Raw genomic sequence first — 25,956 nt, 5'->3', positions numbered from 1 at the left:
CGGATCCACGCCGCCGGCCATCTCCTCGAAGAGCCGTTGGCCGTGCCGCCGGGCCAGGCGCCGCCGCAAGGCCTCGACCCGGCCGGCCGCCGGTTCGGGCGTACCGGGGTCGACGTTCCAGTCGCACGAGGCACACCACGTGACGTACCCCCGGTGCACCGCCATCCCGGTGCCGCATTCCGGACACGACTCCACCTGCCCCACGGCAGCGGTCGGCGTTCCCATGATCCCCCCACCCCCGGCCGGGCCGTCGGGCCCGCCCGCCCCTTCGCGTCGTACCGCCCGGACGTGAGCGTGACGCTCCACGTCCAGCGCCAGGTGATCCCACCATATGACCGGCATGGCAGGCGAATTGAAGGGGCCGACCGTGACGTCAGGTGGTGCCGTCGGGCTCGGAGGTACGGGCCGCCGTCCGGGCGTTCCCGGCCGCCCCGGGGGGTTCCGCGGAGAGGGGCGTGCGGGACGGGTGCGCGGCGTCGGCGGGGAACGACGTGAGGTGCTCCCGGGTGCCCGTGAGGGTCAGGAGCCGGTCCAGGGTCGTCGTGCGGTCGTCCAGATGGAGACGTACCCCTGCCGCGGCGGCCCGGCGGTGGATCATGAGCAGGGCGGACAGCCCCATGGAGTCGACGGTCCCGAGCCCCGCGCAGTGCAGGTGCAGGTCCTCCAGACGGGGGTGTTCGGCGAGCTTCGCCGTCACGGCCTCCAGGAGCCGGTCGGCCTGGTCGTAGTCGAGATCGCCGTGCAGCTCGATGTGGACCGTCGCGTCGGTGTCCACGGTCGTCAGCCGCAGGCGGGGGGAGGGTGTGGTGGTCATACGGGATTCCTGGCGGTGCTGGGGTGAGCGGGGGTCAGGGCGCGCGTGGCGTGGGCGAGGATCCTGGTCGCCCGGGGGAAGTCCCTCAGCTCGCGCGCGAGGATGTCCAGGGCCGGCGGCAGGCTGTGCGCGGGTACGCCGCGAGCGGTGAGGATCCCGGTGGTCCACAGGACGAACTCGGTGAAGAGCTCGTCCTCGTCCAGGTAGAGCGCCGTGGCGAGGAACTCCACGATGTGCGCGAGATCCTCCGCGGTGTGCTCGCGCTGCGCCTCGTCGTACGCCCGCACGGCGGGGAACGCGTCCTCGAGCGCGCCGAACACCGTGCGTACGAGTGCGGGGGCGCTGCGGGCGACCGTCGTGTACTCCTGGTCGGCCAGGTGGGGCAGGTCGTCGACCGACAGATGGCCCGGCCGGGGGCGGGGCAGGGGGCCGCGGGCCAGCCGGTCGGCCGCCGCACGGGCGTCGGGCGCCCAGGCGTCGGCGCCGAGCGGGCGGGCGTACCGTCCCGCGGCCCCGAACGCGGCTCCTCCGACGAGTACGGGAACGCCCACGGCCTGGCAGGCGGTGATCGCGGCGTGCGCCGTCGGCAGCCGGGTGGCGATCGAGCTGGAGAGCGCGACCGCGTCGGCGTCCGTGCGGTGCAGGTGGGCTATCAGGTGCGGGGCCGGGACCTGGGCGCCGAGGTAGTCCACCCGCCAGCCGCGGAGTGCGAGGACCTCGGCGAGCAGGCGCGCGGGCAGCGCGTGCCATTCGCCGTCCACGCAGGCGACGGTGATCCTGCCCAGGCGGGGGGCGGTACGGGCGGCACGGGCGGCCGGGTGGGACGAGAGGGCGGCGACGGCCCGCTCGTTGATGGCCGTGGCCGCGTGCTCCTGGGCCACACCCATGCGGTTCGCGGCCCACTCCTCGCCGACCCTGGCCTGCACCACGGCTATCACGTCCAGCAACAGGCTCTCCGGGTCCGCGCCTTCCTCCAGCGCGTCCAGGACCACACCGGTGGCCAGGTACTCGTCCGCCGCTGAGACGGCCTCCCAGAGCGCGTCGACCAGGTACGGGACCTGTGTGCCGCCGGGAGGCCGGTGTCGGGTACTGGTACTCATGCGGTGAATCTGCCCCGAGTACGGCCGTTCACCGCACTCAGGTGGTGGGAACGGGGCGCGGAGATCACGACGACGGCCATGTCGTCGTGCGCGCCCTGGCCCACCCACTGCGAGGCCAGCATCTGCACCCGCTCCACGATGCTCTCCGACGGCATGCCCGCACACTCCGACAGCGCGCGCTGGAGCCGCTTCTCGCCGAACTGCACACCGCCCATCGGCCCGCCCTTGGCCTCGGTGATGCCGTCCGTGTAGAGGACGCAGGCCTCCCCGGGTGCCAGGGTGAGCGCCGCGGTACGGGCGGGGGCGCTCGGCATCGCACCGACCAGGGTGCCGCGCGTCTCGGCCTCCTCCACGGTCCCGCCGGCGCGCAGGATGAGCGGGGTCGGGTGTCCGGCGCTGGTCAGGCGCAGCTTGACCCCGCTGCCCTCCCGCACGGCGGACGCCAGGACCAGGGTGGCGAACCGGGTGTGATGGGAGTTCAGCAGGGCGGTGTTGAGCAGGCTGATCATCTTCTGGTGGTCGTCGGCCATCGGCAGCAGCGCGTGCAGGGTGTTGCGGATCTTGCCGGTCAGCACGGCGGCCTCCAGCCCCTTGCCGCACACGTCCCCGAGCGTGGCCAGCGACGCCTGGCCCTCGACGGGCGCGGGGTGCACGTCGTAGAAGTCCCCGCCGACCCGTTCGTGGTCGGCCGACGGGCGGTAGCCGCCGGCGAAGTCCACCCCGGAGATCTGGTGGAGGGACGGGGGCAGCAGCTCGCGCATCAGCACCTCGGTGATCGAGGACTGCTCGGCGTACATGCGCGCGGCCGAGAGGGCGGCGCCGGCCCGCGCGGCGAACAGCCGGGCGAACACCTCCTCCCCTTCGCTGAACGCCTCCGCCTCCGGGCCCCGCAGCAGGACGACCGCCCCCGCCGGGACTCCGTGGCCGGGCAGCGGTGTGATCACGATCGAGCCGACCGGGCCGAACCCCTCGGGCACCAGCCAGGCGGGCGCGGCCGCGGGATCGATCCACCGCGAGGGCACCGGCGGGAAGCCGCGCAGCGCCTCGCCGAGTCCCGGCACGTCGTCCGGGACCACCGGTTCGTGGGACGGTACGGGGGCGCCGCCGCGCACGCAGGTCACGACGGGCAACTGGTGCCCCCGGGACGGCGCGACGACCAGCGCCGCGTCGGCGAGGTGCTCCGCGGCCAACTGCGCGATCACGTCCATGCAGCGTCCCGGATTGAGCGACGAGAGCAGGGTGTTGGACGCCTGGACCAGGAACGCCGTGCGCTCACGCTCCTGGTGGAGGGCCTCGCGGACGAGGCGGTGATCGGTGTCGTCGAGGAGCCACCACGCGACGGCGCCGTCGTCCTGGACGCTGGGGTGGGCCTCGTAACTGCGCTCGCCGATCGGCCCGAAGTGCGGTGCGCCCGGGGCCCGGCCGGTCTCCCGGTGTGTGTGCCGCAGGCGGTCGTGCGCCGCCGACAACCAGGAGGGCACCCCCTGCGCGAAGGGTCTTCCGGGGCGGGCGGCGGGCAGGAGGACGCGGGCGGCGTCGTTGCGCCTCACCAGCGTGCCCTCGATGTCGGCGACCAGAACGGGGTACGGGGCGTGGCCCCACGGGGAACCGTGGGACGAACCGACGCCGGCCTGCACGTGGGTGGAGACCAAATCTTCAGGACCCGCTGTGCGAATCCCTCACCTCATCAACTCGAAGGAACGTTGCCGTCAGGCAACCATCCCTCATGGCGAGTTGTCGTGGCAACCGGCCCATGGTCCTTCCGGCGGGGGCCGTTGACGTCTGGCGTGGGTACGCCGGCCCGGACCGTACCGTCCGCCGGGGGCGTGACACCCCTGCCGCGGCGCCCGCGCAGCACCAGGGCGGCGGGGCCCGGGACTGATCTAGAATTAAGGTACAAAAGCCTGGTAACGGTCATTCCTTCTGGAAGAGGTGGATCAGAATGCGGACACGCCGGATCGGTGACGCCGAGGTCAGCGCCGTGGGGCTCGGCGGCATGAACCTGTCGATCGAGGGCCGGCCCGACGAGGCGCGGTCGATCGCCACCATTCACGCGGCGATCGACGCCGGGGTGACCCTCATCGACACCGCCGACTCCTACCACCTGGCGGGACACGACGAGCTCGGGCACAACGAGAGACTGATCGCCAAGGCGCTCGCCTCCCACAGCGGCGGAGCGGACGTACTCGTCTGCACCAAGGGCGGTCATTCGCGCCCCGACCTCGACCCGGGCCCGTACATCTGGCCCGTGAACGGGCGGCCCGAGCACATCAAGGCCGCCTGCGAGGGCTCGCTCGCGCGGCTGGGGGTCGAGGCGATCGGCCTGTACTTCCTGCACCGCACCGACCGGGACGTGCCGTACGAGGACTCCGTCGGCGCGATCCGCGACCTGCTCGACGCCGGGAAGATCCGGATGGCGGGCATCTCCAACGCCGGCACCGAGCAGATCTCCTTCGCCAACGACATCCTGGGCGGACGCCTCGTCGCCGTGCAGAACCAGTTCTCGCCCGCGTTCCGCTCCAGCGAACCCGAACTGGAGCTCTGCCACTCCCTGGGGATCGCGTTCCTGCCCTGGGGTCCGCTGCACGGGGTCTCCCGCTCCGACGCCGGCACCCCCGTCCACGACCGGTTCACCCGCGTCGCCGAGGCGCACGGGGTGAGCCCTCAGCAGGTGGTCCTCGCCTGGATGCTCGGCAAATCCCCGCTTGTCGTCCCCATCCCCGGCTCCACCCGGCCCGAGACCGCCCGCGACTCGGCGGCGGCGGCCGACCTGACGCTCGACGACAGCGAGCGCTCGGCACTCGACGCACTGTGACCCGGGGCCCTGACCTGTAGTCCTCACCCCTGGCCGGTTCCGGCCGCCGATGCCCGGATTGAACCGAACGACCGGCGAGGTCGTTGAACAAAGGACGGCACTCGGCGCTCCGCGCGCCCGGGCCGTACGCGGAGACCGTGCAGGGCTCGTACAGGAGACAGAGATGACCGTCAGGGAATTCGGCGTGGTGTCGGGAACGGTGGACCGGAAGGCGGTCGCGTCGGCGGAGGGGCTGCTCCCCCTGCTGAGGAGCAACGCCGCCGAGGCGGAGCGGGGGAAGCGGCTGCCCGCGGCGAACGTCGAGGCCCTGGAGGCGGCCGGGCTGACGCGGCTGACCACGCCCGCCCGGTTCGGCGGGTCGCAGGCGAGCCTGGCGACGGAGTTCGAGGTGACCCGTACGCTCGCCACCGCCTGCGGCTCCACGGCCTGGGTGACGGCGCTGTACGCCCTGTGCGGGTACTGGGCCTCGTTGTTCCCCGACTCCGTGCAGGAAGAGGTCTTCGCCGACCCGGGCGCCCGGGTTGCGGGCATCTCGACCCCCGCCGGGACCCTCGCCCCGGTGGACGGCGGCTTCGTGCTGAACGGCCGCTGGCCGTGGAACACCGGCGTCCTGGACTCCACCTGGAACGTCCTCGCCACACTCCTGCCGCAGGACGACGGCTCCATGGCCCCGTACCTCGTGCTGGTCCCCACCCCGGAGATGACGGTCCTCGACGACTGGAACATGAGCGGGATGGGCGGAACGGGAAGCAACACCTCCGTCGCCACCGATCTGTTCGTCCCGGCGGAGCGCGCGGTGTTCTTCCCGCCGCTCCTGGCCGGAGCACACGCGTCGGACGCCAACAGGGGCGAGGTCGAGTACTCGTACGCGGTGTTCCCGTTCCTGCTGCTGGCGAGCGCCGGCACGCTCCTCGGCATGGCGCAGGGCGCCCTGCGGTCCTTCCTGGAGCGGGCTCCCGGCCGGGCCACGTCGTTCGAGGACTTCGCGCCGCAGTCGGCGAGCCCTGTCGCCCAGTACCAGGTCGGCGAGATCGACATGCTGATCAAGTCCGCCCTCGCCTTCGCCCGCGACGCCGTCGACCTCGTGCAGGGGCACGCCGTCGCGGGAACCGACATGACCCCCGAGGAGCGCGTGCACGTCCGCGCCACCGTGGCGTACGTGACGCGCTGCTCGACCGAGGCGGCGACGAAGCTCTCCCGCATCGGCGGGGCGAGCGCCTTCGGCCTCGACGTCGCGGGCCAGCGCATGAACCGGGACCTCGCCGTCCTGAGCAACCATGCCCTGCTCAACTACGAGGCGAACCTCGGCCTGCTCGGCTCCTCCCTCATGGGCAACCCCGTCGAATCGGTCTTCCTGTAGGGCAGATCGCCTCGCGGCTACGAGGTCTTGGTCCCTGCCCGGAACGTCGCCCGGGCACGTGGCTGCGTGAGGGGCGGCGCCGTGCGTGTTGGGGGTGTGTTTGTATGCGCGCATGACTGATCGACAGCTCGCTCCCGTGCCCGTTCAGCTGCCTCTTCGGAGGTGGGGTCGCCCGGACGGGGTGCGGCATGCGCTCCTGCTTCACGGGTTGACGTCCTCGGCCGCGTGCTGGTGGCGGGTCGCGGACGAGATGGCCGCCGCGGGGTGGGTGGTCACCGCTCCCGACCTGCGGGGGCACGGAGACGCTCCGCGTACCGTCCGGTACGACATCGCCGGCTTCGCGGCCGACGTCCTGGACCTGACCCCGCCGTCCCCGGACGGGGCGCCGCGGCCGTGGGACCTGGTGGTCGGGCACTCGCTGGGAGGCGTGGTCGCCACGGCCGCCGCCGGCACCGAGCCCGGCTGGGCGGCACGCCTGCTGCTCGTGGACCCCGTGATCACGGTCGCCACCGATCTCGCGGCCGAGGTGACGGCCGAGCTGGACGCGTCCCAGGAGGCGCTGTCGGCGGCCAACCCGCTCTGGCATCCCGAGGACGCCTTCCTCAAGGCCCAGGCGGCCCGGCAGACCACCCCCCACGTGGTGGAGAGCTTCTTCCGCCACAACGTGCCCTGGTCGTACGAGGAGACCCTGGCCGCCACCGCCTGCCCCGTGACGGTCCTCGCCGCGGACCCGGACCGCGGCCCGACCTTCACGGCCGCCGAAGGCCTGCGCCTCGCGGCGGCCAAGGCGGACTTCACGTGGTCGACGGTCCCGGGGGCGGGCCACTCCGTCCACCGCGACAACCCGGAAGCGGTCGTCGCCGCCGCGCTGGCCGGACAGGCCCCCCACTAGGTCGGCGCCGAACGCCGGGCACGGGATTGTCAGTGCCGCGCCCTAGTGTGCCGACATGATCACTTCGACCGTCGAGCAGTCCTGGGCCCGTATCGAGGCATGGCTCGCGCAGCACGCCTCCCACACTCACGGATTGCTCCGGCCGCCGGCCCTGCCGGAGGACATCGAGGTGGCCGAGCGCAGGCTGGGAGTGACGTTCCCGTCCGACCTGAGGGCGTCGCTGCTGCGCCACGACGGCGTGCGGCTGGAGGAGGGGACCCTGACGCTCGGGTACTACGGACCGCTGTCCGGCGTGGAGGACATCGTCAGGAGCACGGAGTTCCTGCGGGGTCTCGGCGCCGAGGACGCCGAGGACGACGACAACGACGAGGCCGAGCTCGACGAGGAGGCGCGGGACGAGCACGCGTACTGGCCGCACGAACGGCTCCTGATCACCCTCGGCATCGGCTGGCACTCGTCCGACGGAATGTTCCTGGTCTCGCGCCCCGGCCCCCACCTGGGGCGCGTCGGGCGGTACTTCGACGAGGACCTGCCGTCCTTCACCCCGTGGAAGGAGCTGGGGAGCGTCCTCGCCGACTTCGCCACGGCTCTGGAGAACGGCACGCTGTTCAACGGGCGGATACCGCTCGCCGTCGAGGACCGGGTCATCTGGGACGACGACAGGACGATCATCCCCGATCCGCTCTCGCCGCTCGCCCTCGCCGCCGAGGCCGACGAGCCGCGGGTCCCGGTCGCGGCCGAACCCGAGCGGCTTGTCCCGCCGGACCACGGGTACTACGCCGTTTTCATGGACGCGGGCCCGACCGCAGAGGCGCCACCCGCGCAGCCGGACGTCGTCTTCGTGGCGGGCGTCTCCCCGGAGGAACTGCCCGCCAGGCTCGGCGCCGTGCCCGCGACCGCCGGGCCGCGGAGCCGCGAGCAGGCGCGGCTGTCCGCCGCCGCGCCCTGGGCGGCGTACCGTCCGCTGGTCCGGACGGGCTCGTGCGGCGGCGGATGGTCGTACGTCACCCAGGAGGGCGGCGACCCCCAGCTCCGACGTCCGGAGGTGCTGCGCCGGCTGTCCCGGGGGACCCGGGTCGTGCGGCTGACGAAGCAGGGGCCCGAGGTGCGCCTCACCGTCGTGCAGGACGGTGTGGAGCGGTCCGAGGGGGAGAAACGGGTCGACTCGCCCCGCGAGGACTACGTGACCGGACCCGACGGACAGGTGTGGGAGACCGTCGGCGCCGACCCCTGGCCCGGTTCGACGGCCGCGTACGCCCGGCTGGCGGCGGAGCTCGCGGCGGAGCACGGCATCACCTGGGATCCGGCGAGCGACCACGACACGCCGCTGGCGAGCGCGTTGCTGCTGCCGGTCCTGGACGACGTGCGGGAGACGCGGCAGCCGGTCTCCTGGGTACGCGAATTCGACCTCGGCGGGCTGGTCGACCGGACGACGCCGGAACGGCTGCGCTCCGCGATGGCCTCGCAGCTCGCCCGGCTGGCGTCCGAGACCGGCATCGACGGCTACCCGGAGATCGTGCGGGCGCTGGAGGGAATCCGCCGTGACGAACCGGTGGACCTGTCCGCCGACTCGCCCCTCGACCTGCGGATGAGGACCCTCGCGGCGGAATCCCGCGCGGCACGCGGGCTGCTGGACGCGTCCCGGTACGAGTCGGACCCCCCAGCGCCCGTCACCAAGGCCGACCTGGGCGCGTGGGTGGCGCGGAACGCGGCGGCGGGGGCGCTGCGCGAGTTCGTCCTCCTGCCCCTGCCGGAGGCGGCGGCGACGATCCTGTACGACCGCCTGTCCGTCCGGTGGCGCGACGACCTCGCCGAGGACCTGGCCGGCCGGGCCGACGCGGCCGGCAGGTCCACCTGACGTTGACCCCGCCGTCGACCCGGCGTCGGATCGGCTCCGGATCAGCGGGTCAGGAACTCCAGTGTGTCGATCACGCGGTTCGAGAAGCCCCACTCGTTGTCGTACCAGGCGACGACCTTGATGTGACGGCCCTCGACGCGGGTCAGCTCCGAGTCGAAGATCGACGAGGCCGGGTTGCCCGTGATGTCGGACGACACGAGCGCGTCCTCGGAGTACTCCAGCACCCCCGCGAGCGGCCCGTCCGCCGCCGCGCGGTACGCCGCCAGCACCTCGTCGCGCGTCACGTCGCGGGCGACGGTCGTGTTCAGTTCGACGATCGAGCCCACCGGGACCGGGACGCGGATCGAGTCGCCCGACAGCTTGCCCTCCAGGTTGGGCAGCACCAGGCCGATCGCCTTGGCGGCGCCCGTCGTGGTCGGCACGATGTTGACACCGGCGGCGCGGGCGCGGCGCGGGTCGCGGTGCGGGCCGTCCTGGAGGTTCTGCTCCTGGGTGTACGCGTGCACGGTGGTCATGAAGCCGTGCTCGATGCCCGCGAGCTCGTCGAGCACCGCGGCCAGCGGCGCGAGCGCGTTGGTCGTGCAGGAGGCGTTCGAGATGATCGTGTGCGCCTCCGGGTCGTACGCGTCGTTGTTCACGCCGTACGCCAGCGTCACGTCCGCGCCACTCGCCGGGGCGCTGACCAGCACCTTCTTGGCGCCGGCGGTCAGGTGCGCGCCGGCGGCCTCGGCGGAGGTGAAGCGGCCCGTCGACTCCAGCACGATGTCGACGCCCAGCTCCGCCCACGGCAGCCGGGACGGGTCGCGCTCGGCGAGCACCTTGATGCGGTGGCCGTCCACGACGAGGGTGTCCCCGTCGACGGTCACCGGGCGGCCGAGGCGGCCGGCCGTCGAGTCGAAGGCGAGCAACCGGGCCAGGGCGGCGGGCTCCGTGAGGTCGTTGACGGCGACGACCTCGAGGCGGGTGTCACGTTCGAGCAGGGCGCGGAGCGCGTTGCGCCCGATGCGGCCGAATCCGTTGATGGCGATGCGAGTCATGAGTGGTGTCCCTTCGGTTCCCCTCAAGTCTCGCGCGCGGGGTGCGCCGACGGCAGCGGCGCGAGTGCCACGGTTCGAAAGGATCACGCCACTGCCGCTCGGCACGCCACGGGTGGGCCGGCGGCCGAGGGCGGCGGTCCGCTATTCCCCCTTGGTGAAGGTCCGCCGGTATTCACTCGGCGTGGTGTCCAGGATGCGCTGGAAGTGCAGCCGCAGATTGGCGCCCGTGCCGAGGCCGACGTCGGCGGCGATCTGCTCGACCCCGCGATCGGACCGTTCGAGCAGCTCCCGGGCCAGGTCGATCCGGGCCCGCATCACCCACTGCATCGGCGTGTACCCGGTGTCCTCGGTGAAGCGCCGGGAGAACGTGCGCGGGGACACCGCCGCGTGCCGGGCCAGCGCGTCGAGGGTCAGCGGCTCGCCGAGCCGGTGCAGCGCCCACTCCCGGGTGGCGGCGAACCGCTCGCCCAGCGACTCGGGCACGCTGCGCCGTACGTACTGCGCCTGACCGCCACTGCGGTACGGCGCCGCCACCAGCCGCCGCGCCGCGTGGTTCGACGCGGACACCCCGAGATCGCGGCGCAGGATGTGCAGGCACAGGTCGAGGCCCGAGGCGGCGCCCGCGGACGTCAGCACACTGCCCTCGTCGACGAACAGGACGTTCTCGTCGACCCGGACCAGCGGGTGCCGCGCCGCCAGCGCCCGCGTGTAGTGCCAGTGGGTCGTCGCGCGCCTGCCGTCGAGCAGGCCCGTGGCGGCGAGGGCGAAGGCGCCCGTCGAGATGGCCGCGAGCCGTACGCCGCGGCCGTGGGCCTCGATCAGGGCGTCGAGCACGGCCCGCGGCGGGTCCTCGCGCCCCGGGAACCGGTAGCCGGGGATGAAGACGATGTCGGCCCACGCCAGCGCCTCGGGACCGTGGTCGACCCAGTACGACAACCCGTCGCCCCCGGTGACGAGACCGGGTGCCGCGCCGCAGACCCGTACCTCGTACGGCATGCTCGCGCGGGTCGTGAACACCTGCGCGGGAATGCCGACATCGAGCGGCTTCGCCCCTTCGAGGACGAGGACGGCGACACGTTGCAGGTAGGGAGCGGTCACGGGGAAAGCGTACGGCTCGGACACGGGCGGCTCCGGCGCCGGCCTCGCGGCGCGGGTGACCGCCTCCCCTCACGGCGTCACGTCGCGAGGTCCGCCCTGATCCGCTCCGCGACCCGGGCGGCGTCCGCGCCCATGCCGTACAGGATCCCGGAGGCCCGGTGGGTCAGCCACGGGAAGCCGACCATGTGGACGCCGGGGAGGGGGGTGGCCCCCAGCCGGTGTTTCGGGACGCCGGTGGGGGTGAGCAGGTCGTCCGGCAGCCAGGCGGTGTCCGGGCCCATGCCCGTGCACCACAGCACGGTCGAGATGCCCTCGCCACGGGCGTCGATCTCCGTCGGAGCCGCCGGAACGGCGTCGAGGGGCAGCTCGGCGGGATCGGTGTCGGGCGGTCCCGCCTCAGGACCCGCCTCAGGACCCGCCTCAGGACCCGCCTCCGCCCCCGCCGGGCGGCCCTGGAGGGCCTGGTCGACCTGGCCGCGAAAGCGCTCCGCGAAGGCGTCCGCGCCCCGCATGTGGTCCGCGAGGTCGTCGGCGAAGTGGAAACGCCCGCCCTGGATGCCGGTGAGGCGGCCGAGGAGGACCACCCCGTCCCTGGCCAGCTGCTGGAGCGCCATCGTGCGGCCCCCGTGGGCGCCGCTCACGGCCGGCTGCGGTGCGCGCCGCGCCTCGGCGGGCGCCTGCTCGGTGGACTGCTCCAGCATCCCGAGCTGCCGCAGCCAGCCGAAGACGTCCCGGTCGCGGTACCGCCGGGGGACCCGCCCCGCGGCGCTGGTGGCGAGGAGGACCCGCCGCCCCGCGCGGCGCAGCTCGTCGGCGATCTGGGTGCCGCTCTGCCCGCTGCCGACCACCAGCACCGCGCCCGGGGGCAGTTGCCCGGGACGGCGGTAGTCGACGGCGTGCAGCGCCGTGAGGCCGGGGGGTACGTCCATGCCCGCCGGGACGTTCGGCACCCGCAGCGCGCCGCTCGCGATCACCACCGCCCGCGTGGACCACGCGCCTTCCGACGTGTCCAGCACGTAGTCGCCGCCCTCTCCCCGGAGCCGGCGCACCTCGACTCCCGTACGGACGGGAAGTCCGGCGTCCCGCGCGTAGCCGTCGAGCAGCTCCACGAAGGCGTCGCGGGGAAGGAAGGCGTCCGGGTCGGAGTCCGGTGCCCGCAGGCCCGGCAGCCTCAACGACCAGGTCGGGGTGACCAGGGTGAAGCTGTCCCACCGCGCCGAGCGCCAGGTGGCGCCGACACTGTCGCGCTCCAGCACGACATGCTCGACACCGAGCCGGGCCAAGTGGTGGCTGGTCGCCAGCCCGGCGGGGCCGGCGCCGACCACCACGGCGGGGACACGGAACGCGGGAGCGGACATGGGAAGGCCTCACCTACGACGTCTCGAAAGCGGTACGGACGTACCCACCCACCCTGACACCCCGGGCGGATGACCGCTTTTCGGGGGGTACGTGACCAACGCCCCGTACCGCGCCCACCTCGGCCTCGCATGGGCGGCGTCAGCAGGGGCAGGCGAACGGCATGACGAATGTGGACGAACTTTCCGACCGGTACGCCCCCGAGGCCGAGACCCCGCTGATCGACACCTTCGTCGCGGCGCTCAACGCCGGCGACCTCGACCGGCTGGCCGGTTGTTTCGCCGAAGGTGCCATCGTCAACGACGCGGGGCGCGAGATACGCGGCAGGAAGGCGATCGCGGCCTGGGCCGAGCGTGAGTTCCTGGCGCACGGCGGTCACATCACCCCGACACGGATGCACCCCGTGAGCGCGCTCGGCGGGGACATCGTCGTCGAGGCGGACCTGTCCGGCACGCTGCGCCACGGCCCCACCACCCTCGTGGTCACCCTCACGGAGGGCGCCATCGCCCTGCTGCGGCTGCGGGCCTGACACCGCGAGGCGGCCCGTCGGAGGGCGGAGCGGAGTGGTCGCGCCGCCCTCTCCCGACGGGCGGAGCGGGTCGTCAGCTGTTTGTATGTGCCGGTACCGCCGGATACGTGCCGCGCGGGTGTCAGGCCCGGGAAACCGGGCACCCGGACCCTCTCACCCGCCGCGCCGAAACCCGCAGGAGCGCACTCATGGCCGTTCGGCACCAGCTCATCGCCCGCGACCCCGACGCCGTCTGGGCCGTCCTGTCGGACGCGTCCCGCTACGCCGACTGGGTCGTCGGGACGTCCGGGACCGAGCCGGCCGGGGGTGACTGGCCGGAGGTCGGCTCGTCGCTCGCGTACACCGTGACGCTGGGCCCCCGGTCCTTCGAGGGGCGCACCGTCGTACGGCGCGTCGAGGAGCCCCGCATCCTCGAACTCGAAGCGCACAGCGGCCCCCTCGGGACGGCCCGGATCGCGTTGGACGTACGGCCCTGGGGCGAGCAGACCCTCGTGATCCTCGACGAGCACCCGCTGCGCGGCTGGGGCGCCCTGGCCCACAACGTCGTCCTCGACGCGCTGATCCAGCTCCGCCACCGCAGCATGCTCGGACGGCTCGCGAAGGTGGTCGAGGAGTCGCGCGAACCCGGGGAGACGTACGCGGCGGACGCCCGGCCCGCGGCCGCCCGGAAGGGCTGACGATGACGGACGCCGTGGTCGTCGGGGCCGGTCCCAACGGGCTCGTCGCCGCCAACCTCCTCGCCGACGCGGGCTGGACCGTGGAGGTCCTGGAGGCCGAGGACGAGCCGGGAGGCGCGGTCAAGAGCGACCGCGGCGTCCATCCGGCGTACGTGAACGACCTGTTCAGCTCGTTCTACCCGCTCGCCGCCGCCTCCCCGGTCCTGTCCGCGCTCGACCTGGACAAGGAGGGGCTGCTGTGGACCCACGCGCCCCACGTCCTCGCCCATCCCCTCCTGGACGGGCGCTGCGCGGTGCTGGACCGCGACCGGCAGGTCACCGCGGCCTCGCTGGAGGCCTTCGCGCCCGGTGACGGCCGGGCCTGGGAAGGCCTCTGCACGACCTTCGACCGGCTGGGCGACGACCTGCTGGCGGCGCTGTTCACGACCTTCCCGCCGGTACGGGCCGGCGCGCGGCTCGCGGCCCGGCTGCGCGGCGCGGGCGGCCTGCGCTTCGCCCGGAGCATGCTCCTGCCGGTCCGCAGGCTCGGCGAGGAGGAGTTCGACGGCGAGGGCGGCCGGCTCCTGCTGGCGGGCAACGCGCTGCACGCCGACCTGCCCCCGGAGGCCGCCGTCAGCGGCGGATTCGGGTGGCTGATGTCGATGCTGGGGCAGGCGTACGGCTTTCCCGTGCCGGTCGGCGGGGCGGGCTCCCTCACCACCGCCCTCATGGACCGCCTGGCGAAACGGGGCGGCACGGTCCGCTGCGGGGAGCGGGTCTCCGAGATCGTCGTCCGCGGCGGCCGGGCCGTCGGCGTCCGTACGGCACGCGGCGAGGGCATCCCCGCCCGCCGCGCGGTCCTGGCCGACGTCACGGCGCCCGCGCTGTACGGCGAGCTGGTCGGCGCCGAGCACCTGCCGGCCCGGGTCTTCGAGGACCTGCGGCGCTTCCAGTGGGACTTCGCGACGTTCAAGGTCGACTGGGCGCTCGGCGGGCCCGTGCCCTGGACCGCCCCCGAAGCCGCCTCGGCCGGCACGGTCCATCTCGCGGACGGGGTCGACGCGCTGACCCGGTTCGCCGCCCAGATCGCCAGAGGGCTGATCCCGGACCGGCCCTTCGCGCTGTTCGGGCAGATGACCACCGCCGACGCCACCCGCTCACCGGCCGGCACGGAGTCGGCCTGGGCCTACACCCACGTCCCGCACCACGTGAAGGGCGACGCGGGCCCGGACGGCCTGACCGGCCGCTGGGACGCGGCGGAGCAGGAGAGGATGGCCGACCGCCTCGAAGAGGAGATCGAGCGGTACGCCCCGGGCTTCCGCGGGCGGGTCCTGGCCCGCCGTATCCTCGCGCCGCCCACCCTCCAGGCGGCCGACAGCAACCTGCGGGGCGGCGCGATCAACGCCGGAACCACCAGCCTTCACCAGCAGTTGGTCTTCCGGCCCCTCCCCGGCACCGGCCGCCCCGAGACGCCCGTGCGGGGTCTGTTCCTCGCCTCGGCGTCCGCCCACCCCGGCGGCGGGGTGCACGGCGCCCCCGGAGCCAACGCGGCGCGCGCCGCCCTCCGCGCGCAAGGGCCGGCGCGCTTCCTGACCGCCGCTCAGCGGGCCCTTGCCGCGCGGGGATGAGGCCGGGCGGGCCGGGTGCCCGCCTCGTCGGTACCGGGTCGCGGGCCGGGCCGCGGTCAGCGGGTCCGTCCGCCGTGACGGATCACCAGGTACGCGGTGAGCACCAGGCCCGCGGCGATCAGCGGCGCGCGGTTGTTCCGCGCGGACGCCGCGAACCGGCCCGCGCTGTCGCTGAGCGGCGCGGGCGCCCGGTCCGCGGCGAACCGCCCGACGCGCGAGGCGGTCTCCCGTACCCGCGCGGCAGCCGTGGCCGCCGTGTCGAGGACGGGATCCGGTGTGTTGTCCTTCACCAGCCGCGCGGCCCGGTCGGTCCCGCCGCGGAGCTGATCCCCGACCTGCGCGGCCTTCTCCGCCACCTGGTCCTTGACCACGGAGGCCTGGTCGGCCACCTGGTCCTTCGCCGCCGCGGCCCGCTCCTGGACGGCGGCGGCCCGCTCCTGGACGTCGGCCCGGGCCGCCCACTCGTCGACGGTCCGGCCGACCTCGTCCACCGTGTGCTCCACCCGCGCGCGCAACTCCTCGGGAGTGGGCAGGGAATTGTCGCTGTCTCGCTGAGTCATCGGTGTGCCTTCTCCTTGATCTCGGCCGGTGGCCTTGACGCTGTCGATGGTCTGTTCCGGTTACCCCGCAACCCGCCGCGCAACCAGGCGGGGCCTCGCCCCCACCCGCGCCCTCACTCCATCCGGCGCCGCTCCTGGTCGGTCCACGAGCGGGTGTCACGCGGCGCGACGTAGGGCTCCTCGTCCGGGGGACTGCCCCCGGCGATCGCGCGCCGGCGGGCCAGCTCGGAGTCGAACTCCAGCCCCAGGAGCACCGCGAGATTGGTGATCCACAACCACACCAGGAAGATGATCACCCCGGCGAGGGTGCCGTAGGTCTTGTTGTACGAGGCGAAGTCGGCCACGTAGAGGGCGAAGCCGGCCGACGCGGCCATCCAGATCAGCAGGGCGAGGAAACTGCCCGGGGTCACCCACCGGAACCCGCCGCCCTTGGCGTTGGGCGCGGCCCAGTAGAGCAGCCCGATCATGATCGCGACGAGCAGGAGCAGGACGGGCCACTTGGCGACCGACCACACCGTCAGCGCGCTGTCGCCGATCCCCAGGGCGGTTCCCGCCTGGTGGGCCAGGTCGCCGGTGAAGACCACGATCAGGGCGCCGGCGCACGCCAGGACCATCAGGACGACGGTCAGGGCCAGGCGCAGCGGCAGCACCTTCCACACCGGCCGGCCCTCGGGCATGTCGTAGACGGCGTTGGCCGCGCGGATGAACGCGGCGATGTACCCGGACGCCGACCACACCGCCAGCGCCAGCCCCACGACCGCCAGGAGCGAGCCCACGCCGCTGCCGTTGCTCCGCACCTGCTCCACCGCGTCGGTGACGACGTCGCGGGCCGAGCCGGGAGCGAGCCGCCGCAGGTTGTCGAGGACCTCCCGGGTCGCCGACTCGCCGGCGACGCCGAGGAGGGAGACCAGGACCAGGAGGGCCGGGAAGAGCGCGAGGACCCCGTAGTACGTCAGGGCGGCGGCCCGGTCGGCGAGGTCGTCCTCCTTGAACTCCCTGACCGTGCCGCGCAGCGCCGCCCACCAGGACCCGGCGGGCAAGTCGGTGGGCCGGTCGGGCGACGCCTCCTTCACGCGCTCGTCCGGACCCACGACCGGGTCCCGGCCCGTCCCGGAGCGTTCGCGTCCGCGGTCCCGCGCGTGGTCCGGCTTCGGTGAAAGGTGTGCCATACCCTGCGGCTTTCCGCTCAGGCCCCACTCATGCCCCGCCGCGGGGCCGGGACCCACGGGGCCGGGACCCGCGCGGCTGGGACCCGCAGGGCCGTCCGGCGGGCGCGCGGCGCGCGGGTCGGCGCCGGCCCGTGGCGTGGGCGTCGGCCGCCGCCACCAGCGCCATCGCCGTGGTGGCCGCGGCGGCGAGCGCGAAGCCCCCGGTCGGCCCGTGGGCGTCCACCGCCCGCCCGGCGAGCGCCGCCGCGCCGGCCGCGCCCGCGGCGCTCGCCGAGTTGAGCCAGGTGAACGCCTGGGTGAGGGCGGCCCCGTCCACCGACGCCGCCGTGAGCACCGAGGACAGCACCAGGATCGGCGGGACGGCCAGCCCGGTGACCGCGAGCGCGAGCCCCAGCCCCCGTACCGAGCCGGCGGCGAGCAGCGGCAGGGAGCCGAGCGCCGCCCCGCCCGTCACCCAGGCCAGTTGCACCCGCGGCGCACCGCGCCATCGGCGCAGCCCGTACACCCACCCGGCCAGCAGGCTCGCGCCGTTCGACACCGCGTAGAGCGGCGCCGCCGCGCCCGCCGCGCCGTGCCCCACCGCGAACGCCGTCACCGACACCTGCGTGGCGCCGAAGTACAGGCCCAGGGCGAGGTTCACGCCGACCTGCGCCGCGAACCCCGGCCGCAGCAGCGAACGCCCCGCCCGCCGGCGCTCGGCGGCGCCCGCCGTCGCGGGCGCCGTACGGCGCTGCGCGGCGAGGGCCAGCCCGCCGCCCACCACCAGGGTCGTAGCCAGCGCTACCCCGTGCGCCGGGTCGGTGCGCACGCCGACGGTGGTGACCAGGGCGGGGCCCGCCAGGTAGCACAGCCCGTTGCCGAGCGACTCCAGGGCGAAGGCGCTGGGCAGCGCCTCGGGGCGGTCGCCCTGGAGCAGCGCCGTCCAGCGGGCGGCGGACAGCGCGCCGAGCTGGGGGACGGTGGCGCCCGCGAACGCCCCGGCCGCCGCCATGGGCCCGTGAGGACCGCCGCTGCCGGCCAGGGCGACGAGGGAGGCCATGGCGGCGGTGTGGGCGAGGAGGAGGGGCGGCAGGACCCGGGTCTGGCCGAAGCGGTCGACCAGCCGGGCGAGTTGGGGCCCGGCGAGTGCCTCCGCGACGGCGAAGGCGCCGGTCACCAGGCCGGCCACGGCGTAGGAGTCGGTCCGGCCGTGCACCAGCCAGATGATGCCGAGGCCGGTCATGGCGATGCCGACCCGGCCCAGGGTGGCGGAGAGGAAGAAGGCGGCCGCACCGGGGGTGCGGAGCAGGGAACGATAGCTCGCCGACAACACGGCGCGTCTCTTTCGCTGCCCGGCGGGGCGGACCACCCGGGGTCGTCGGCGTCCTGAGGTGCCGACCCGTGGTCATCGCCTGGAACCGTCCAGTGCTGGCGTGGGGAGGGGACGCGCGCCCCACGCCGACTCCGTCACCGGGCAGAGGTGTCAGTGGTCTCGGACGTACGAGTGACACGACCCTAGGCTGCGCGCACGCGCCGCGTCCAGATGGCCCAACGGAACGACGGGCGCGGCGTGAAGGACGCCAGGACCGGGCAGGCGCCGAGAAGCACCGAGTTGTCGTGTGACCGGTTCGGACCGTGGAGGAGAGCGCCATGCCGGCAGGATCGAGTCGTAAGCGGGAACGTCAGTACGAGCACATCAAGGAAGGCGCCGAGAAGCGCGGCACCCCGGAGAAGCGGGCGAAGGAGATCGCCGCGCGGACGGTGAACAAGGAGCGGGCGCGGTCGGGCGAGGCGAGGACGGCGAGCGACACCTCTCTCCGGGACCCGAAGTCCGCGTCCCGGCGGGGCGGCGAGCGTTCCCACAGCGGATCCCAGGGGCCGACGAGGGACCAGTTGTACGCGGAGGCCAGGAAGAAGAACATCGACGGGCGTTCGTCGATGAACAAGCAGCAGCTGCGCGAGGCCCTCGGCTACTGACAGCGGGCGCCCGCCGCCGCGTACCCCCGCCCGCCGCGTACCGCCGCACCCCTACCCGTCGTCCGACGCCTCGTCCGGGCGGCCCTCCACGCGCGCCCGTACGGTCCGCTCGACGGTGGCCCGGTCGAGCGTCTCCCGCTTCGCGTACCGCGTGATCGCGTCCTTGATGTCCCGGTCGAGGTCGCGCCACGCCCGCCAGGCCGTCTCGTACGTGGATCTCTGCCCCTCGGTCCAGGGTTCGACCGCCGGTGGCCCGAACGCCGCACGTAACTCTCCCGCGCGGTCCTGTGCCTTGTCGGCGGCGCGCTGCAATTCGACCAGTTCGTCCAGGGTGTCTGCCACGCACGTAGCTTAGGGAACATTCGACCGCTCGGAGGTGAACATACGCACGCCGGTTGCGGGTTCGCGACACACCGTGACCGGCCGGGGGATCCGGGTGGTCACGACACGCCTTGTGCGGACCCTATCGGCGGTTGGCATGTTCCGAAGGAAAATGCCAGAACTCCCCACCGGGCGCGGCACGTTACGTAATCTCACGGTCACTGCCGTGCGCACGTACGGCTGCACGCAAGGCTGGGGAGGGACTGCGCGTGCCCGGAATCGACGCATGCCTCCAGGAGGCCATGGACCTGCCGGGAGCGCGCGGGGCGGCCGTGGTCGACTGGACGAGCGGACTCGCGCTCGGTACGGCGGGGGAGTCGCCCAACGGCGACCACGAGGCCACGGCGGCCGAGACGGCCGAGCTCGCCCGGGCGGCGGCGGAGTACCCGGCCTTCGCGCCCGACGCGCCCGACGACACCGCCGCGCGCGACGAAGGCGGTGCGGCCGACGGAGGGCCGCCCGTCGAAGACCTCATCCTCACCACCCGGACCGCCTACCACATCCTGTGCTTCGTCGAGACGACCTTCGACAGCAGTGTGTTCCTCCACCTGTGGCTGGACCGCGCCACCGGCAACCTCGCGCTCGCCCGGTTACGCCTCCAGCAGCTCGCCGCCCGGCTGGTGCTGGCATGACCGCCGCCGTGTCGCCCATGCTCGTCAGACTCGCGGGGGAGCGGGCCACCGGCGCCCTCCTGCGCGACCAGGGCACGCTGTACCTCGCCGACGGCCTGGTCGTGCACGCCGAGAGCCCCGCCGCGCCCGGTGTCGAGGTGATGCTCACGGCGGGCGGCCGGCTGCCGTACGAGGCGTGGGAGAAGGGCATCGAACAGGCCGGGAGCCGCGGGGCCGTGGGGCGGTTCCTGGTGGAGAGCGGGTTCCTGGGCGACGGCGAGCTGGAGATATGCCACCTCGGGGCGCTGTTCGACGCGGCGTTCTTCGCCTTGGCCCCCGGCAGCGGTCCGACCCGCTTCCGCTACGGCGTCGCGCACTGGTTCGGCCCCGTGCGGCCGGTCCCCGCCGACGCCGTCCAGCGCGAGACCCTCCGCAGACGGCGGCTGCTGGACGACGTCTGGCCGTACGCCGCCGTCGACACCGCGCCGGTCGTCGCGCGCGCCCCCGCGGCCGGCCAGGCCGTCACCCGCAGGCAGCGCGCGCTCCTGGAACTGGCCGACGGGGCGCGGACGCCGCTGAACATCGCGTGGACGCTCGGCCGCCCGGCGTTCCACACCCTGCTCGACATCCGCAGACTCGCCGCCGCCGGTCTGGTCGAGACCCCGCCGGAGGGGACGGAGGCCGCCCCGCCGCCGGTCCCGTCCTGGGTCGCCACCGTCTCCGCGGTCGACACCGATCCCGACATCGCCCTGCTGCGCCGGCTCCGCGACGCCCTGGAGGCCTATCTGTGACGCCCCGATCCGGCCCCCCGCCGCCGCCCCGTACCCGTACCACCGCGCCCGGCGCCCCACCGCCCCGCGCCCGCACCCCCGCGCCCGGCACCCCGTCGGTCCGCTCTTCCGACCTTCCGTCATGAGGCGCGCACTGCGCCAACGCGCCGAGAGGAGACAACTGATGACGGCGGAAGCCGAGGTGCTCGGCGAACTGAGACGGCTGCGCGCCGTACTCCCGCAACTCACCGGCGCGCTCGCCGCCACCACCGACGGGCTGGTGCTGGCCCAGGACGCCCCGGGCGTCGAGGCGGAGTCCATGGCGGCGCTCACCGCCGCCGCGCTGGGTGTCGCGCTCCGGCTGACCGAGTCCACCGAACAGGGCCCGTTCCGGGAGCAGTTGGTCCGTGGGGAGCGGGGTTACGTCGCCACGTACGCGGCCGGCTCCTCGGCGGTCCTGACGCTGCTGGCCGAGCCCCGGACCAACGTGGGCCGGCTCCATCTCGAAGCGCGCCGCTCCAGCGCCCGCATCGGCGAACTGGTCGACGACGCGCTCGACCGGCGATCGAGGAGCTGACCCCCGCCCGTGACCGATCCCGCCCCACCTCCACCTCCATCCCCACCCCAACCCCCCAACACCCCGGCAGAACGCCCACGCAGAAGACGAAAGGGAAGTGCACTCACCATGGTCACCACCGAAGCCGCTCTCAAGGAAGCCACCACATCCATAGAAGGCGCCCTCGGCGCCGCCCTCGTCGACTACTCCAGCGGTATGGCCCTCGGCACCCTCGGCGGGGGCAAGGACCTCGACCTGACGGTCGCCGCCGCCGGCAACACCGACGTGGTCCGCGCCAAGGTCCGCACGATGGAGATGCTGGGCCTCAAGGACGAGATCGAGGACATCCTCATCACGCTCGGCACCCAGTACCACCTGATCCGGCTCCTCAAGGGCCGGGGCAAGAACGGCCTCTTCCTCTACCTCGCGCTGGACAAGAACCGCGCGAATCTGGCGATGGCCCGCCACCAGCTGATGCGGATCGAGGCCGATCTGGAGGTCTGACGCGGTTCGGCGCCCGCACGGCCCTCCCGTCCGGCACCCACCTCCGGGGCGGTCCCCGCATACCGCGGGGACCGCCCCGGACGCCGTAACGGACCGCCCCGGAAGGCCGCCCCCGGGAACGCGCAGGACATCCCCCAGGGGCCGGCCCTAGGGCCTGTCCGGCGGATCTTCGTGGGCCTGCGACGCCTGGCACCGCACCTCGCGGCGTTGTCGGACCGACCAAGTACATCCAGTACATGGTCGGTCCTCCGCCTTGCGAGGCACGGCACCAGACGCCGCAGGCTGATCCACGAAGATCCGCCGGACAGGCCCTAGGCGCGGGCGGCCTCGACGGCGGTGAGCGCGCCGAGCGTCACCAGTGCCCCGCCCGCCGTGCCCTCCAGCACCCGGGCCACGCGGGGACGCCGCAGCGCGGCCAGGAGGCGGTCCGCGCAGAAGGCCACGAGCAGCAGCCAGCAAGCGGCGACGACCGCGTCGACGAGGCCGAACAGCAACGTCGTCGTCAGCACCGCGTGCCCCTCGGGCAGGAACTGCGGCGCCACCGCCACGAAGAAGATCCCGACCTTCGGGTTGAGCAGGCAGCTCACCACCCCCTGGCGCAGGGCGTGCGGTACGGAGGTCTCCTCCCGTTCCGCCGGCCCCGGTGACGCGGGCGCGCCGCCACCGGCGGCCGGACCGGCGCGCAGGGACCACAGCGCCTGGACGCCCAGCGCCGTCAAGTACGCGGCCCCGGCCAGCCGTACGGCCAGGAACGCCGCGTCCCACCGCTGGAGCGCGGCGGCCAGCCCCGCGGCCGCGGCCACCGCCCACACCAGCGAACCCGCCGCCGCGCCGAGCGCCGTCGCCGCCCCGGCCCGGCGCCCGCCGCGCAGGCAGTTGCGCAGCACCAGCAGCAGGTCGGGTCCCGGTACGACGGTCACCACCAGCGCGAACAGCGCGAACCCCAGCAGGGCGGCGGTCACGCCAGGTCCAGCAACTGTTCGTAGAAGCCGCCGAAGCCGCGCCGCTCGTCGACGAGGTGGAGCTCCAGGATCCAGTGGCAGACCCGCCCCGCGCGGTCGGTGCGGCGCAGCGGGTGGTGGTTCTCCGGCGTGATGTACGACTCCGCCTTCGCGCCGTCGTTCGTCTCGTGCGGGAACTCGCCGACGAGGTGACCCGCGTGCCAGATGCCGACGCTCCAGCCCGCCTCGGCGGCCAGGCGCTCGACCTCGGCGTACAGGCGGGCGCCGGTGATGTGCGGGTCGGCGGCGAAGGCGGCGCGCCCGGCGTCGAAGATCCGGGGCAGGTCGTCGCGGAGGCGGTGCTTGACCGGGTCGCCGCCGAACACGTACGTGCGGCCGAAGTCCGCCTCGTACTCTTCGAAGATCGGGCCGAAGTCGGCGAAGGCGATGTCGTCCTCGCCGATGACGCGGTCCGGCGGCGTCTCCCGGTAGGGGAGCAGGGTGTTGGGGCCCGAGCGGATGATCCGCTTGTGCCAGTGCCTCGTCGTGCCGAACAGCTCGTTCGCCAGGTCCCTGACGCGGTCGCTCGCCTCGCGTTCCCCGACGCCGGGAGCGACCAGGCCCCGCGCCTCCACCTCGGCGAACAGCGCGATCGCCTTCTCCTGCGCCGCGACCAGACCCGCCACCCGCCGGGCCTCCCCGGACCCCGCCGTGTCGACCGTCATGCCCAACCCCCTGCCGATCAGCTCACATCTGCCCGCCCATGATCGCCTGCCGGGTCGCGGATGCGAAGGCGGGGCCGGAGGCCGGGGGCGTTTGATCGGCGGCGTCGATGACCTGATCGACAAGAGGTCTTGGACGGACCGGCCTCGCGGACGTCACGATTCCGGGGCGTCCTCCGACGTCGCGGGCGACGAGCCGCCGTGGGCCGTGAGCGAGGGCGCTTCGGAGGAGCACTGTGCTGACTTGCCACGCCGCGAGGGCGTACCCGCCGCTTGCCCGTCCCGAGATCCACGGGCGGGAGCGTCGTACCCATGGCGCATAGCCCGTCGGGAACCCAGGAGAACGAGGCCGCCGACGATCCGGCGCCGGAGCCCGAGCCCCGCTGGTGGCGGGTCGCCGAGCCACGCCCGTCCCGGCGTACGGCCGCGTCGGCGGCCGTCACCACTTGGGTCGCGCTGACCGTCCTGGTCGCCGTGGGGACGGCCCTGCGCCAGCCGGTGCTGATACCGCCCCTCGCGGCCAGCACGGCGATCATCACCGCGACCCCCGCCGCGCCCCTCGCGCAGCCCCGGCACGTCCTCGGCGCGCACATGCTGGCGTGCCTGGTCTGCTTCGGCGTCCTCGGCCTCGGCTGGCACGGCCCCTGGGCCGCCGCCGTGGCCTGCGGGGTGGCCATCGGCCTGGCGCTCGTGCTCAAGATGGCCCACCCGCCGGCCATGGCGACCGTGATCACGATCATGCTGACCGAACCCCGCGCGAGCCACTTCGTGCCCCTGCTGGCCGTGGGCGCGTCGCTGCTCGTCCTGGTGCAGATGGTGTCCTCCCGGGTGCAGCGCGAGGTGTACCCCACCACCTGGTGGTGAGCGGGCGCGTAACGCTCCACCGTCCGGCCACGCCCGGTCGGCCACCGAGCTCGGCCACCACGCCCCGTCAGCCGCCGCGCCCCGCGTTGAGGCGGGCCGCCTGACGGGTCAGGTGGTCGCGTTCGGCGAGGTTCGGGGCCTTCCGGGCCGCCTCCGCGTAGAGCCGCGCCGCCGTCACCGGATCGCCGTCCCGCTCGTGCAGGTACGCGGCCACCGCGGTGTGGCGGGGGAGCGTGTCGTCCAGCTCCGCGAGCGCGGCCAGGCCGGCGCGCGGCCCGTCCGCCTCGCCGACCGCCACCGCGCGGTTGAGCCGGACGACCGGATTGCCGGTCAGGCCGACCAGCTCGTCGTACCACTCCACGATCTGCACCCAGTCCGTCTCCCCGGCGGTCGGCGCGTCCGCGTGCAGCGCCGCGACGGCGGCCTGCGCCTGGAACTCGCCCAACCGGTCCCGGGCCAGCGCCCCCTGGAGGATCGCGACCCCCTCGGCGATCGCCCCGGTGTCCCACCGGCTCCGGTCCTGCTCGGCCAGCGGTACGAGGCTGCCGTCCGGCGCGGTCCTGGCCGCGCGCCGGGCGTGGTGGAGCAGCATCAGCGCGAGCAGCCCCGCCACCTCCGGGTGGTCGATCGCCGCCGCGAGCTGGCGGGTGAGCCGGATGGCCTCGGCCGCGAGGTCGACGTCCCCGGAGTACCCCTCGTTGAAGACCAGGTAGAGGACGCGCAGCACGGTCGCGACGTCGCCGGGCCGGTCGAGGCGCACCCCGGAGACGGTCCGCTTGGCCCGGCTGACGCGCTGCGCCATGGTCGCCTCGGGCACCAGGTACGCCTGGGCGATCTGCCGGGTGGTCAGCCCGCCCACGGCACGCAGCGTGAGCGCCACCGCCGACGACGGCGTCAGCGACGGGTGCGCGCACAGGAAGTAGAGCTGGAGCGTGTCGTCCGCGGCGGCCACCGGCCCCGGTACGGGCTCCTCCTCGACGCGCTCCTCCCGCCGGCGGCGGGCCGCGTCCGACCGGGTCGCGTCGAGGAACCGCCGCCACGCCACGCTGACCAGCCAGCCCTTCGGGTCCCGCGGCGGGTCGGCCGGCCAGGCGCGGACCGCGTCGACCAGCGCGTCCTGTACGGCGTCCTCGGCCGCCGCGAAGTCCGCCCCGCGGCGGACGAGGATCCCGAGCACCCCCGGCGTCAGGCTCCTGAGCAGTGCCTCGTCCACGCCGCCGGTCACTCCGTGACGGTGGGGTGCACGCCCAGGAACGGGCGCAGCTCCAGCCACTCGTGGATCGGTTCGCCGCCCGCCCCGGGCGCGGCCGACAGCTCGCCGGCCAGCTCCACGGCGCGCTCGTAGCTGTCGACGTCGATGATCATCCACCCGGCGATGACGTCCTTGGTCTCCGCGAAGGGCCCGTCGGTGACCGGCGGGCGCCCCTCGCCGTCGTAGCGGACGAACGTCCCCTCGGCGGAGAGCGCCTGGCTGTCGACGTACTCGCCGGTCGTCTCCAGCCGCGCCGCGAAGTCGTTCATGTACTGGACGTGGGCCGAGATCTCCTCCGGTGTCCACCGGTCCATGGGGACGTCGTTGACCGGTGCGGGCGCGCCTCGGTAGTGCTTGAGCAGCAGGTATTTGGCCATGGTCGTTCTCCTCGGTGCTGGTGCGACCCATTGTCGTCGCGTTCACCCCGGGGACGGAGCCGCCCGCGGCTTCTCGACATCGCCCGCCGAAGTTCCGCGAACTCTTTTCGCACGGGACACGCCCGCCCGTCCGCAGGATCGTTTCTGGGG

At 74.2% G+C, this 25,956-nt stretch carries 27 protein-coding genes; 13 read left to right on the top strand and 14 right to left on the bottom strand.

Translation table 11 applies throughout. The features are described from left to right. Positions 1 to 373: 373 nt before the first annotated feature. From HA039_RS03580 to HA039_RS03570, 3 genes are read right to left on the bottom strand one after another with little or no spacing between them, the layout of a single operon-like run. Positions 374 to 814, bottom strand: a complete 441-nt coding sequence (locus HA039_RS03580) for an STAS domain-containing protein (RefSeq protein WP_167023634.1) — start codon at positions 812 to 814, stop codon at positions 374 to 376. Continuing rightward, complete coding sequence (locus HA039_RS03575) at positions 811 to 1,914, bottom strand: cobalamin B12-binding domain-containing protein (RefSeq protein ID WP_167023631.1); 1,104 nt, start codon at positions 1,912 to 1,914, stop codon at positions 811 to 813. Before HA039_RS03575 ends, HA039_RS03580 begins: the two co-directional genes overlap by 4 nt. After that, a complete protein-coding gene (locus tag HA039_RS03570; RefSeq protein WP_167036113.1) occupies positions 1,911 to 3,464 on the bottom strand; it encodes a PP2C family protein-serine/threonine phosphatase in 1,554 nt (517 codons plus the stop codon). The genes HA039_RS03575 and HA039_RS03570 overlap by 4 nt, the downstream gene beginning before the upstream one ends. Before the next feature lie 392 nt (positions 3,465 to 3,856). Here HA039_RS03570 and HA039_RS03565 point away from each other — a divergent pair, with 392 nt between their 5' ends. The 4 genes from HA039_RS03565 (at position 3,857) to HA039_RS03550 (ending at position 8,839) form a co-directional block, all read left to right on the top strand. After that, positions 3,857 to 4,729 carry an aldo/keto reductase gene (locus HA039_RS03565; protein WP_167023628.1) on the top strand — a complete coding sequence of 291 codons (873 nt, stop codon included), beginning with the start codon at positions 3,857 to 3,859 and terminating at the stop codon, positions 4,727 to 4,729. 163 nt (positions 4,730 to 4,892) lie between these two features. Then, entirely contained in the window at positions 4,893 to 6,089 is a 1,197-nt protein-coding gene (locus tag HA039_RS03560) for an acyl-CoA dehydrogenase family protein (protein WP_167023625.1), read from the top strand. A gap of 112 nt (positions 6,090 to 6,201) precedes the next feature. After that, positions 6,202 to 6,981: an alpha/beta fold hydrolase gene (locus HA039_RS03555; protein WP_279592816.1), complete on the top strand. Its 780-nt coding sequence runs from the start codon at positions 6,202 to 6,204 to the stop codon at positions 6,979 to 6,981. Between the two features lie 55 nt (positions 6,982 to 7,036). Next, positions 7,037 to 8,839: an SMI1/KNR4 family protein gene (locus tag HA039_RS03550; protein ID WP_167023619.1), complete on the top strand. Its 1,803-nt coding sequence runs from the start codon at positions 7,037 to 7,039 to the stop codon at positions 8,837 to 8,839. A 41-nt stretch (positions 8,840 to 8,880) separates the two neighbouring features. Here HA039_RS03550 and gap read toward each other — a convergent pair whose 3' ends face one another. From gap to HA039_RS03535, 3 genes are all read right to left on the bottom strand, one after another. Continuing rightward, positions 8,881 to 9,876 carry a type I glyceraldehyde-3-phosphate dehydrogenase gene (gene gap, locus HA039_RS03545; RefSeq protein WP_167023616.1) on the bottom strand — a complete coding sequence of 332 codons (996 nt, stop codon included), beginning with the start codon at positions 9,874 to 9,876 and terminating at the stop codon, positions 8,881 to 8,883. 141 nt (positions 9,877 to 10,017) lie between these two features. Further along, positions 10,018 to 10,974: a GlxA family transcriptional regulator gene (locus HA039_RS03540; protein WP_167023613.1), complete on the bottom strand. Its 957-nt coding sequence runs from the start codon at positions 10,972 to 10,974 to the stop codon at positions 10,018 to 10,020. 77 nt (positions 10,975 to 11,051) lie between these two features. Beyond that, a complete protein-coding gene (locus HA039_RS03535; protein WP_167023610.1) occupies positions 11,052 to 12,332 on the bottom strand; it encodes a flavin-containing monooxygenase in 1,281 nt (426 codons plus the stop codon). Between the two features lie 161 nt (positions 12,333 to 12,493). Between HA039_RS03535 and HA039_RS03530 the strand changes: the two genes are divergently transcribed. The 3 genes from HA039_RS03530 (at position 12,494) to HA039_RS03520 (ending at position 15,143) form a co-directional block, all read left to right on the top strand. Next, positions 12,494 to 12,859 carry a nuclear transport factor 2 family protein gene (locus HA039_RS03530; protein ID WP_167023607.1) on the top strand — a complete coding sequence of 122 codons (366 nt, stop codon included), beginning with the start codon at positions 12,494 to 12,496 and terminating at the stop codon, positions 12,857 to 12,859. A gap of 188 nt (positions 12,860 to 13,047) precedes the next feature. Continuing rightward, complete coding sequence (locus HA039_RS03525) at positions 13,048 to 13,536, top strand: SRPBCC family protein (RefSeq protein WP_167023604.1); 489 nt, start codon at positions 13,048 to 13,050, stop codon at positions 13,534 to 13,536. A gap of 2 nt (positions 13,537 to 13,538) precedes the next feature. Then, entirely contained in the window at positions 13,539 to 15,143 is a 1,605-nt protein-coding gene (locus HA039_RS03520; protein WP_167023601.1) for a phytoene desaturase family protein, read from the top strand. Between the two features lie 56 nt (positions 15,144 to 15,199). Here the strand turns inward: HA039_RS03520 and HA039_RS03515 are convergent, their stop codons facing one another. The 3 genes from HA039_RS03515 to HA039_RS03505 form a co-directional block, all read right to left on the bottom strand. Further along, complete coding sequence (locus tag HA039_RS03515; RefSeq protein ID WP_167023598.1) at positions 15,200 to 15,703, bottom strand: hypothetical protein; 504 nt, start codon at positions 15,701 to 15,703, stop codon at positions 15,200 to 15,202. Positions 15,704 to 15,816: 113 nt separating this feature from the next. Next, a complete protein-coding gene (locus HA039_RS03510) occupies positions 15,817 to 16,872 on the bottom strand; it encodes a YihY/virulence factor BrkB family protein (protein ID WP_167023595.1) in 1,056 nt (351 codons plus the stop codon). A 28-nt stretch (positions 16,873 to 16,900) separates the two neighbouring features. After that, the gene (locus tag HA039_RS03505; protein ID WP_243869098.1) at positions 16,901 to 18,184 is read right to left on the bottom strand and encodes an MFS transporter; all 1,284 of its coding nucleotides are present in this window, start codon (positions 18,182 to 18,184) and stop codon (positions 16,901 to 16,903) included. Between the two features lie 317 nt (positions 18,185 to 18,501). Between HA039_RS03505 and HA039_RS03500 the strand changes: the two genes are divergently transcribed. Further along, on the top strand, positions 18,502 to 18,828 hold the full coding sequence (locus tag HA039_RS03500; protein ID WP_167023592.1) for a plasmid stabilization protein: 327 nt from the start codon (positions 18,502 to 18,504) through the stop codon (positions 18,826 to 18,828). Between the two features lie 51 nt (positions 18,829 to 18,879). Here the strand turns inward: HA039_RS03500 and HA039_RS03495 are convergent, their stop codons facing one another. Next, a complete protein-coding gene (locus HA039_RS03495; RefSeq protein ID WP_167023590.1) occupies positions 18,880 to 19,170 on the bottom strand; it encodes a hypothetical protein in 291 nt (96 codons plus the stop codon). Positions 19,171 to 19,418: 248 nt separating this feature from the next. Here HA039_RS03495 and HA039_RS03490 point away from each other — a divergent pair, with 248 nt between their 5' ends. From HA039_RS03490 to HA039_RS03475, 4 genes are all read left to right on the top strand, one after another. Next, positions 19,419 to 19,841, top strand: coding sequence for a hypothetical protein (locus HA039_RS03490; RefSeq protein WP_167023587.1), 423 nt, complete (start codon positions 19,419 to 19,421; stop codon positions 19,839 to 19,841). Then, on the top strand, positions 19,838 to 20,611 hold the full coding sequence (locus HA039_RS03485; protein WP_167023584.1) for a transcriptional regulator: 774 nt from the start codon (positions 19,838 to 19,840) through the stop codon (positions 20,609 to 20,611). Before HA039_RS03490 ends, HA039_RS03485 begins: the two co-directional genes overlap by 4 nt. 121 nt (positions 20,612 to 20,732) lie before the next feature. Further along, positions 20,733 to 21,167 carry a roadblock/LC7 domain-containing protein gene (locus HA039_RS03480; protein WP_167023581.1) on the top strand — a complete coding sequence of 145 codons (435 nt, stop codon included), beginning with the start codon at positions 20,733 to 20,735 and terminating at the stop codon, positions 21,165 to 21,167. A 108-nt stretch (positions 21,168 to 21,275) separates the two neighbouring features. Then, positions 21,276 to 21,650 carry a hypothetical protein gene (locus tag HA039_RS03475; protein ID WP_167023578.1) on the top strand — a complete coding sequence of 125 codons (375 nt, stop codon included), beginning with the start codon at positions 21,276 to 21,278 and terminating at the stop codon, positions 21,648 to 21,650. A 311-nt stretch (positions 21,651 to 21,961) separates the two neighbouring features. Here the strand turns inward: HA039_RS03475 and HA039_RS03470 are convergent, their stop codons facing one another. Both HA039_RS03470 and HA039_RS03465 read right to left on the bottom strand, forming a co-directional pair. Further along, complete coding sequence (locus HA039_RS03470; RefSeq protein ID WP_167023575.1) at positions 21,962 to 22,612, bottom strand: LysE family translocator; 651 nt, start codon at positions 22,610 to 22,612, stop codon at positions 21,962 to 21,964. After that, positions 22,609 to 23,316 carry a M24 family metallopeptidase gene (locus HA039_RS03465; protein ID WP_167023572.1) on the bottom strand — a complete coding sequence of 236 codons (708 nt, stop codon included), beginning with the start codon at positions 23,314 to 23,316 and terminating at the stop codon, positions 22,609 to 22,611. Before HA039_RS03465 ends, HA039_RS03470 begins: the two co-directional genes overlap by 4 nt. Positions 23,317 to 23,625: 309 nt before the next feature. On the opposite strand from HA039_RS03465, the gene HA039_RS03460 reads away from it, so the two are divergent. After that, positions 23,626 to 24,177, top strand: coding sequence for an HPP family protein (locus HA039_RS03460; RefSeq protein ID WP_167023569.1), 552 nt, complete (start codon positions 23,626 to 23,628; stop codon positions 24,175 to 24,177). Positions 24,178 to 24,244: 67 nt separating this feature from the next. Here the strand turns inward: HA039_RS03460 and HA039_RS03455 are convergent, their stop codons facing one another. Both HA039_RS03455 and HA039_RS03450 read right to left on the bottom strand, forming a co-directional pair. Further along, positions 24,245 to 25,390, bottom strand: a complete 1,146-nt coding sequence (locus HA039_RS03455; protein WP_167036110.1) for an RNA polymerase sigma factor — start codon at positions 25,388 to 25,390, stop codon at positions 24,245 to 24,247. An 8-nt stretch (positions 25,391 to 25,398) separates the two neighbouring features. Further along, on the bottom strand, positions 25,399 to 25,806 hold the full coding sequence (locus HA039_RS03450) for a YciI family protein (RefSeq protein WP_167023566.1): 408 nt from the start codon (positions 25,804 to 25,806) through the stop codon (positions 25,399 to 25,401). Between the last annotated feature and the right edge of the window lie 150 nt (positions 25,807 to 25,956).

It is taken from the genome of Streptomyces liangshanensis (assembly GCF_011694815.1).
Lineage (GTDB): Bacteria > Actinomycetota > Actinomycetes > Streptomycetales > Streptomycetaceae > Streptomyces > Streptomyces liangshanensis.
This window is presented reverse-complemented; position numbering and strand designations above follow the sequence as displayed.

Excerpts from the sequence above, each read along its gene's own strand:
- HA039_RS03580 (WP_167023634.1), bottom strand. The coding sequence starts at position 814 with ATGACCACCACACCCTCCCCCCGCCTGCGGCTGACGACCGTGGACACC.
- HA039_RS03575 (WP_167023631.1), bottom strand. The coding sequence starts at position 1,914 with ATGAGTACCAGTACCCGACACCGGCCTCCCGGCGGCACACAGGTCCCG.
- HA039_RS03565 (WP_167023628.1), top strand. The coding sequence starts at position 3,857 with ATGCGGACACGCCGGATCGGTGACGCCGAGGTCAGCGCCGTGGGGCTC.
- HA039_RS03560 (WP_167023625.1), top strand. The coding sequence starts at position 4,893 with ATGACCGTCAGGGAATTCGGCGTGGTGTCGGGAACGGTGGACCGGAAG.
- HA039_RS03555 (WP_279592816.1), top strand. The coding sequence starts at position 6,202 with ATGACTGATCGACAGCTCGCTCCCGTGCCCGTTCAGCTGCCTCTTCGG.
- HA039_RS03550 (WP_167023619.1), top strand. The coding sequence starts at position 7,037 with ATGATCACTTCGACCGTCGAGCAGTCCTGGGCCCGTATCGAGGCATGG.
- gap (WP_167023616.1), bottom strand. The coding sequence starts at position 9,876 with ATGACTCGCATCGCCATCAACGGATTCGGCCGCATCGGGCGCAACGCG.
- HA039_RS03535 (WP_167023610.1), bottom strand. The coding sequence starts at position 12,332 with ATGTCCGCTCCCGCGTTCCGTGTCCCCGCCGTGGTGGTCGGCGCCGGC.
- HA039_RS03530 (WP_167023607.1), top strand. The coding sequence starts at position 12,494 with ATGACGAATGTGGACGAACTTTCCGACCGGTACGCCCCCGAGGCCGAG.
- HA039_RS03525 (WP_167023604.1), top strand. The coding sequence starts at position 13,048 with ATGGCCGTTCGGCACCAGCTCATCGCCCGCGACCCCGACGCCGTCTGG.
- HA039_RS03520 (WP_167023601.1), top strand. The coding sequence starts at position 13,539 with ATGACGGACGCCGTGGTCGTCGGGGCCGGTCCCAACGGGCTCGTCGCC.
- HA039_RS03515 (WP_167023598.1), bottom strand. The coding sequence starts at position 15,703 with ATGACTCAGCGAGACAGCGACAATTCCCTGCCCACTCCCGAGGAGTTG.
- HA039_RS03510 (WP_167023595.1), bottom strand. The coding sequence starts at position 16,872 with ATGGCACACCTTTCACCGAAGCCGGACCACGCGCGGGACCGCGGACGC.
- HA039_RS03500 (WP_167023592.1), top strand. The coding sequence starts at position 18,502 with ATGCCGGCAGGATCGAGTCGTAAGCGGGAACGTCAGTACGAGCACATC.
- HA039_RS03485 (WP_167023584.1), top strand. The coding sequence starts at position 19,838 with ATGACCGCCGCCGTGTCGCCCATGCTCGTCAGACTCGCGGGGGAGCGG.
- HA039_RS03480 (WP_167023581.1), top strand. The coding sequence starts at position 20,733 with ATGAGGCGCGCACTGCGCCAACGCGCCGAGAGGAGACAACTGATGACG.
- HA039_RS03475 (WP_167023578.1), top strand. The coding sequence starts at position 21,276 with ATGGTCACCACCGAAGCCGCTCTCAAGGAAGCCACCACATCCATAGAA.
- HA039_RS03465 (WP_167023572.1), bottom strand. The coding sequence starts at position 23,316 with ATGACGGTCGACACGGCGGGGTCCGGGGAGGCCCGGCGGGTGGCGGGT.
- HA039_RS03460 (WP_167023569.1), top strand. The coding sequence starts at position 23,626 with ATGGCGCATAGCCCGTCGGGAACCCAGGAGAACGAGGCCGCCGACGAT.
- HA039_RS03450 (WP_167023566.1), bottom strand. The coding sequence starts at position 25,806 with ATGGCCAAATACCTGCTGCTCAAGCACTACCGAGGCGCGCCCGCACCG.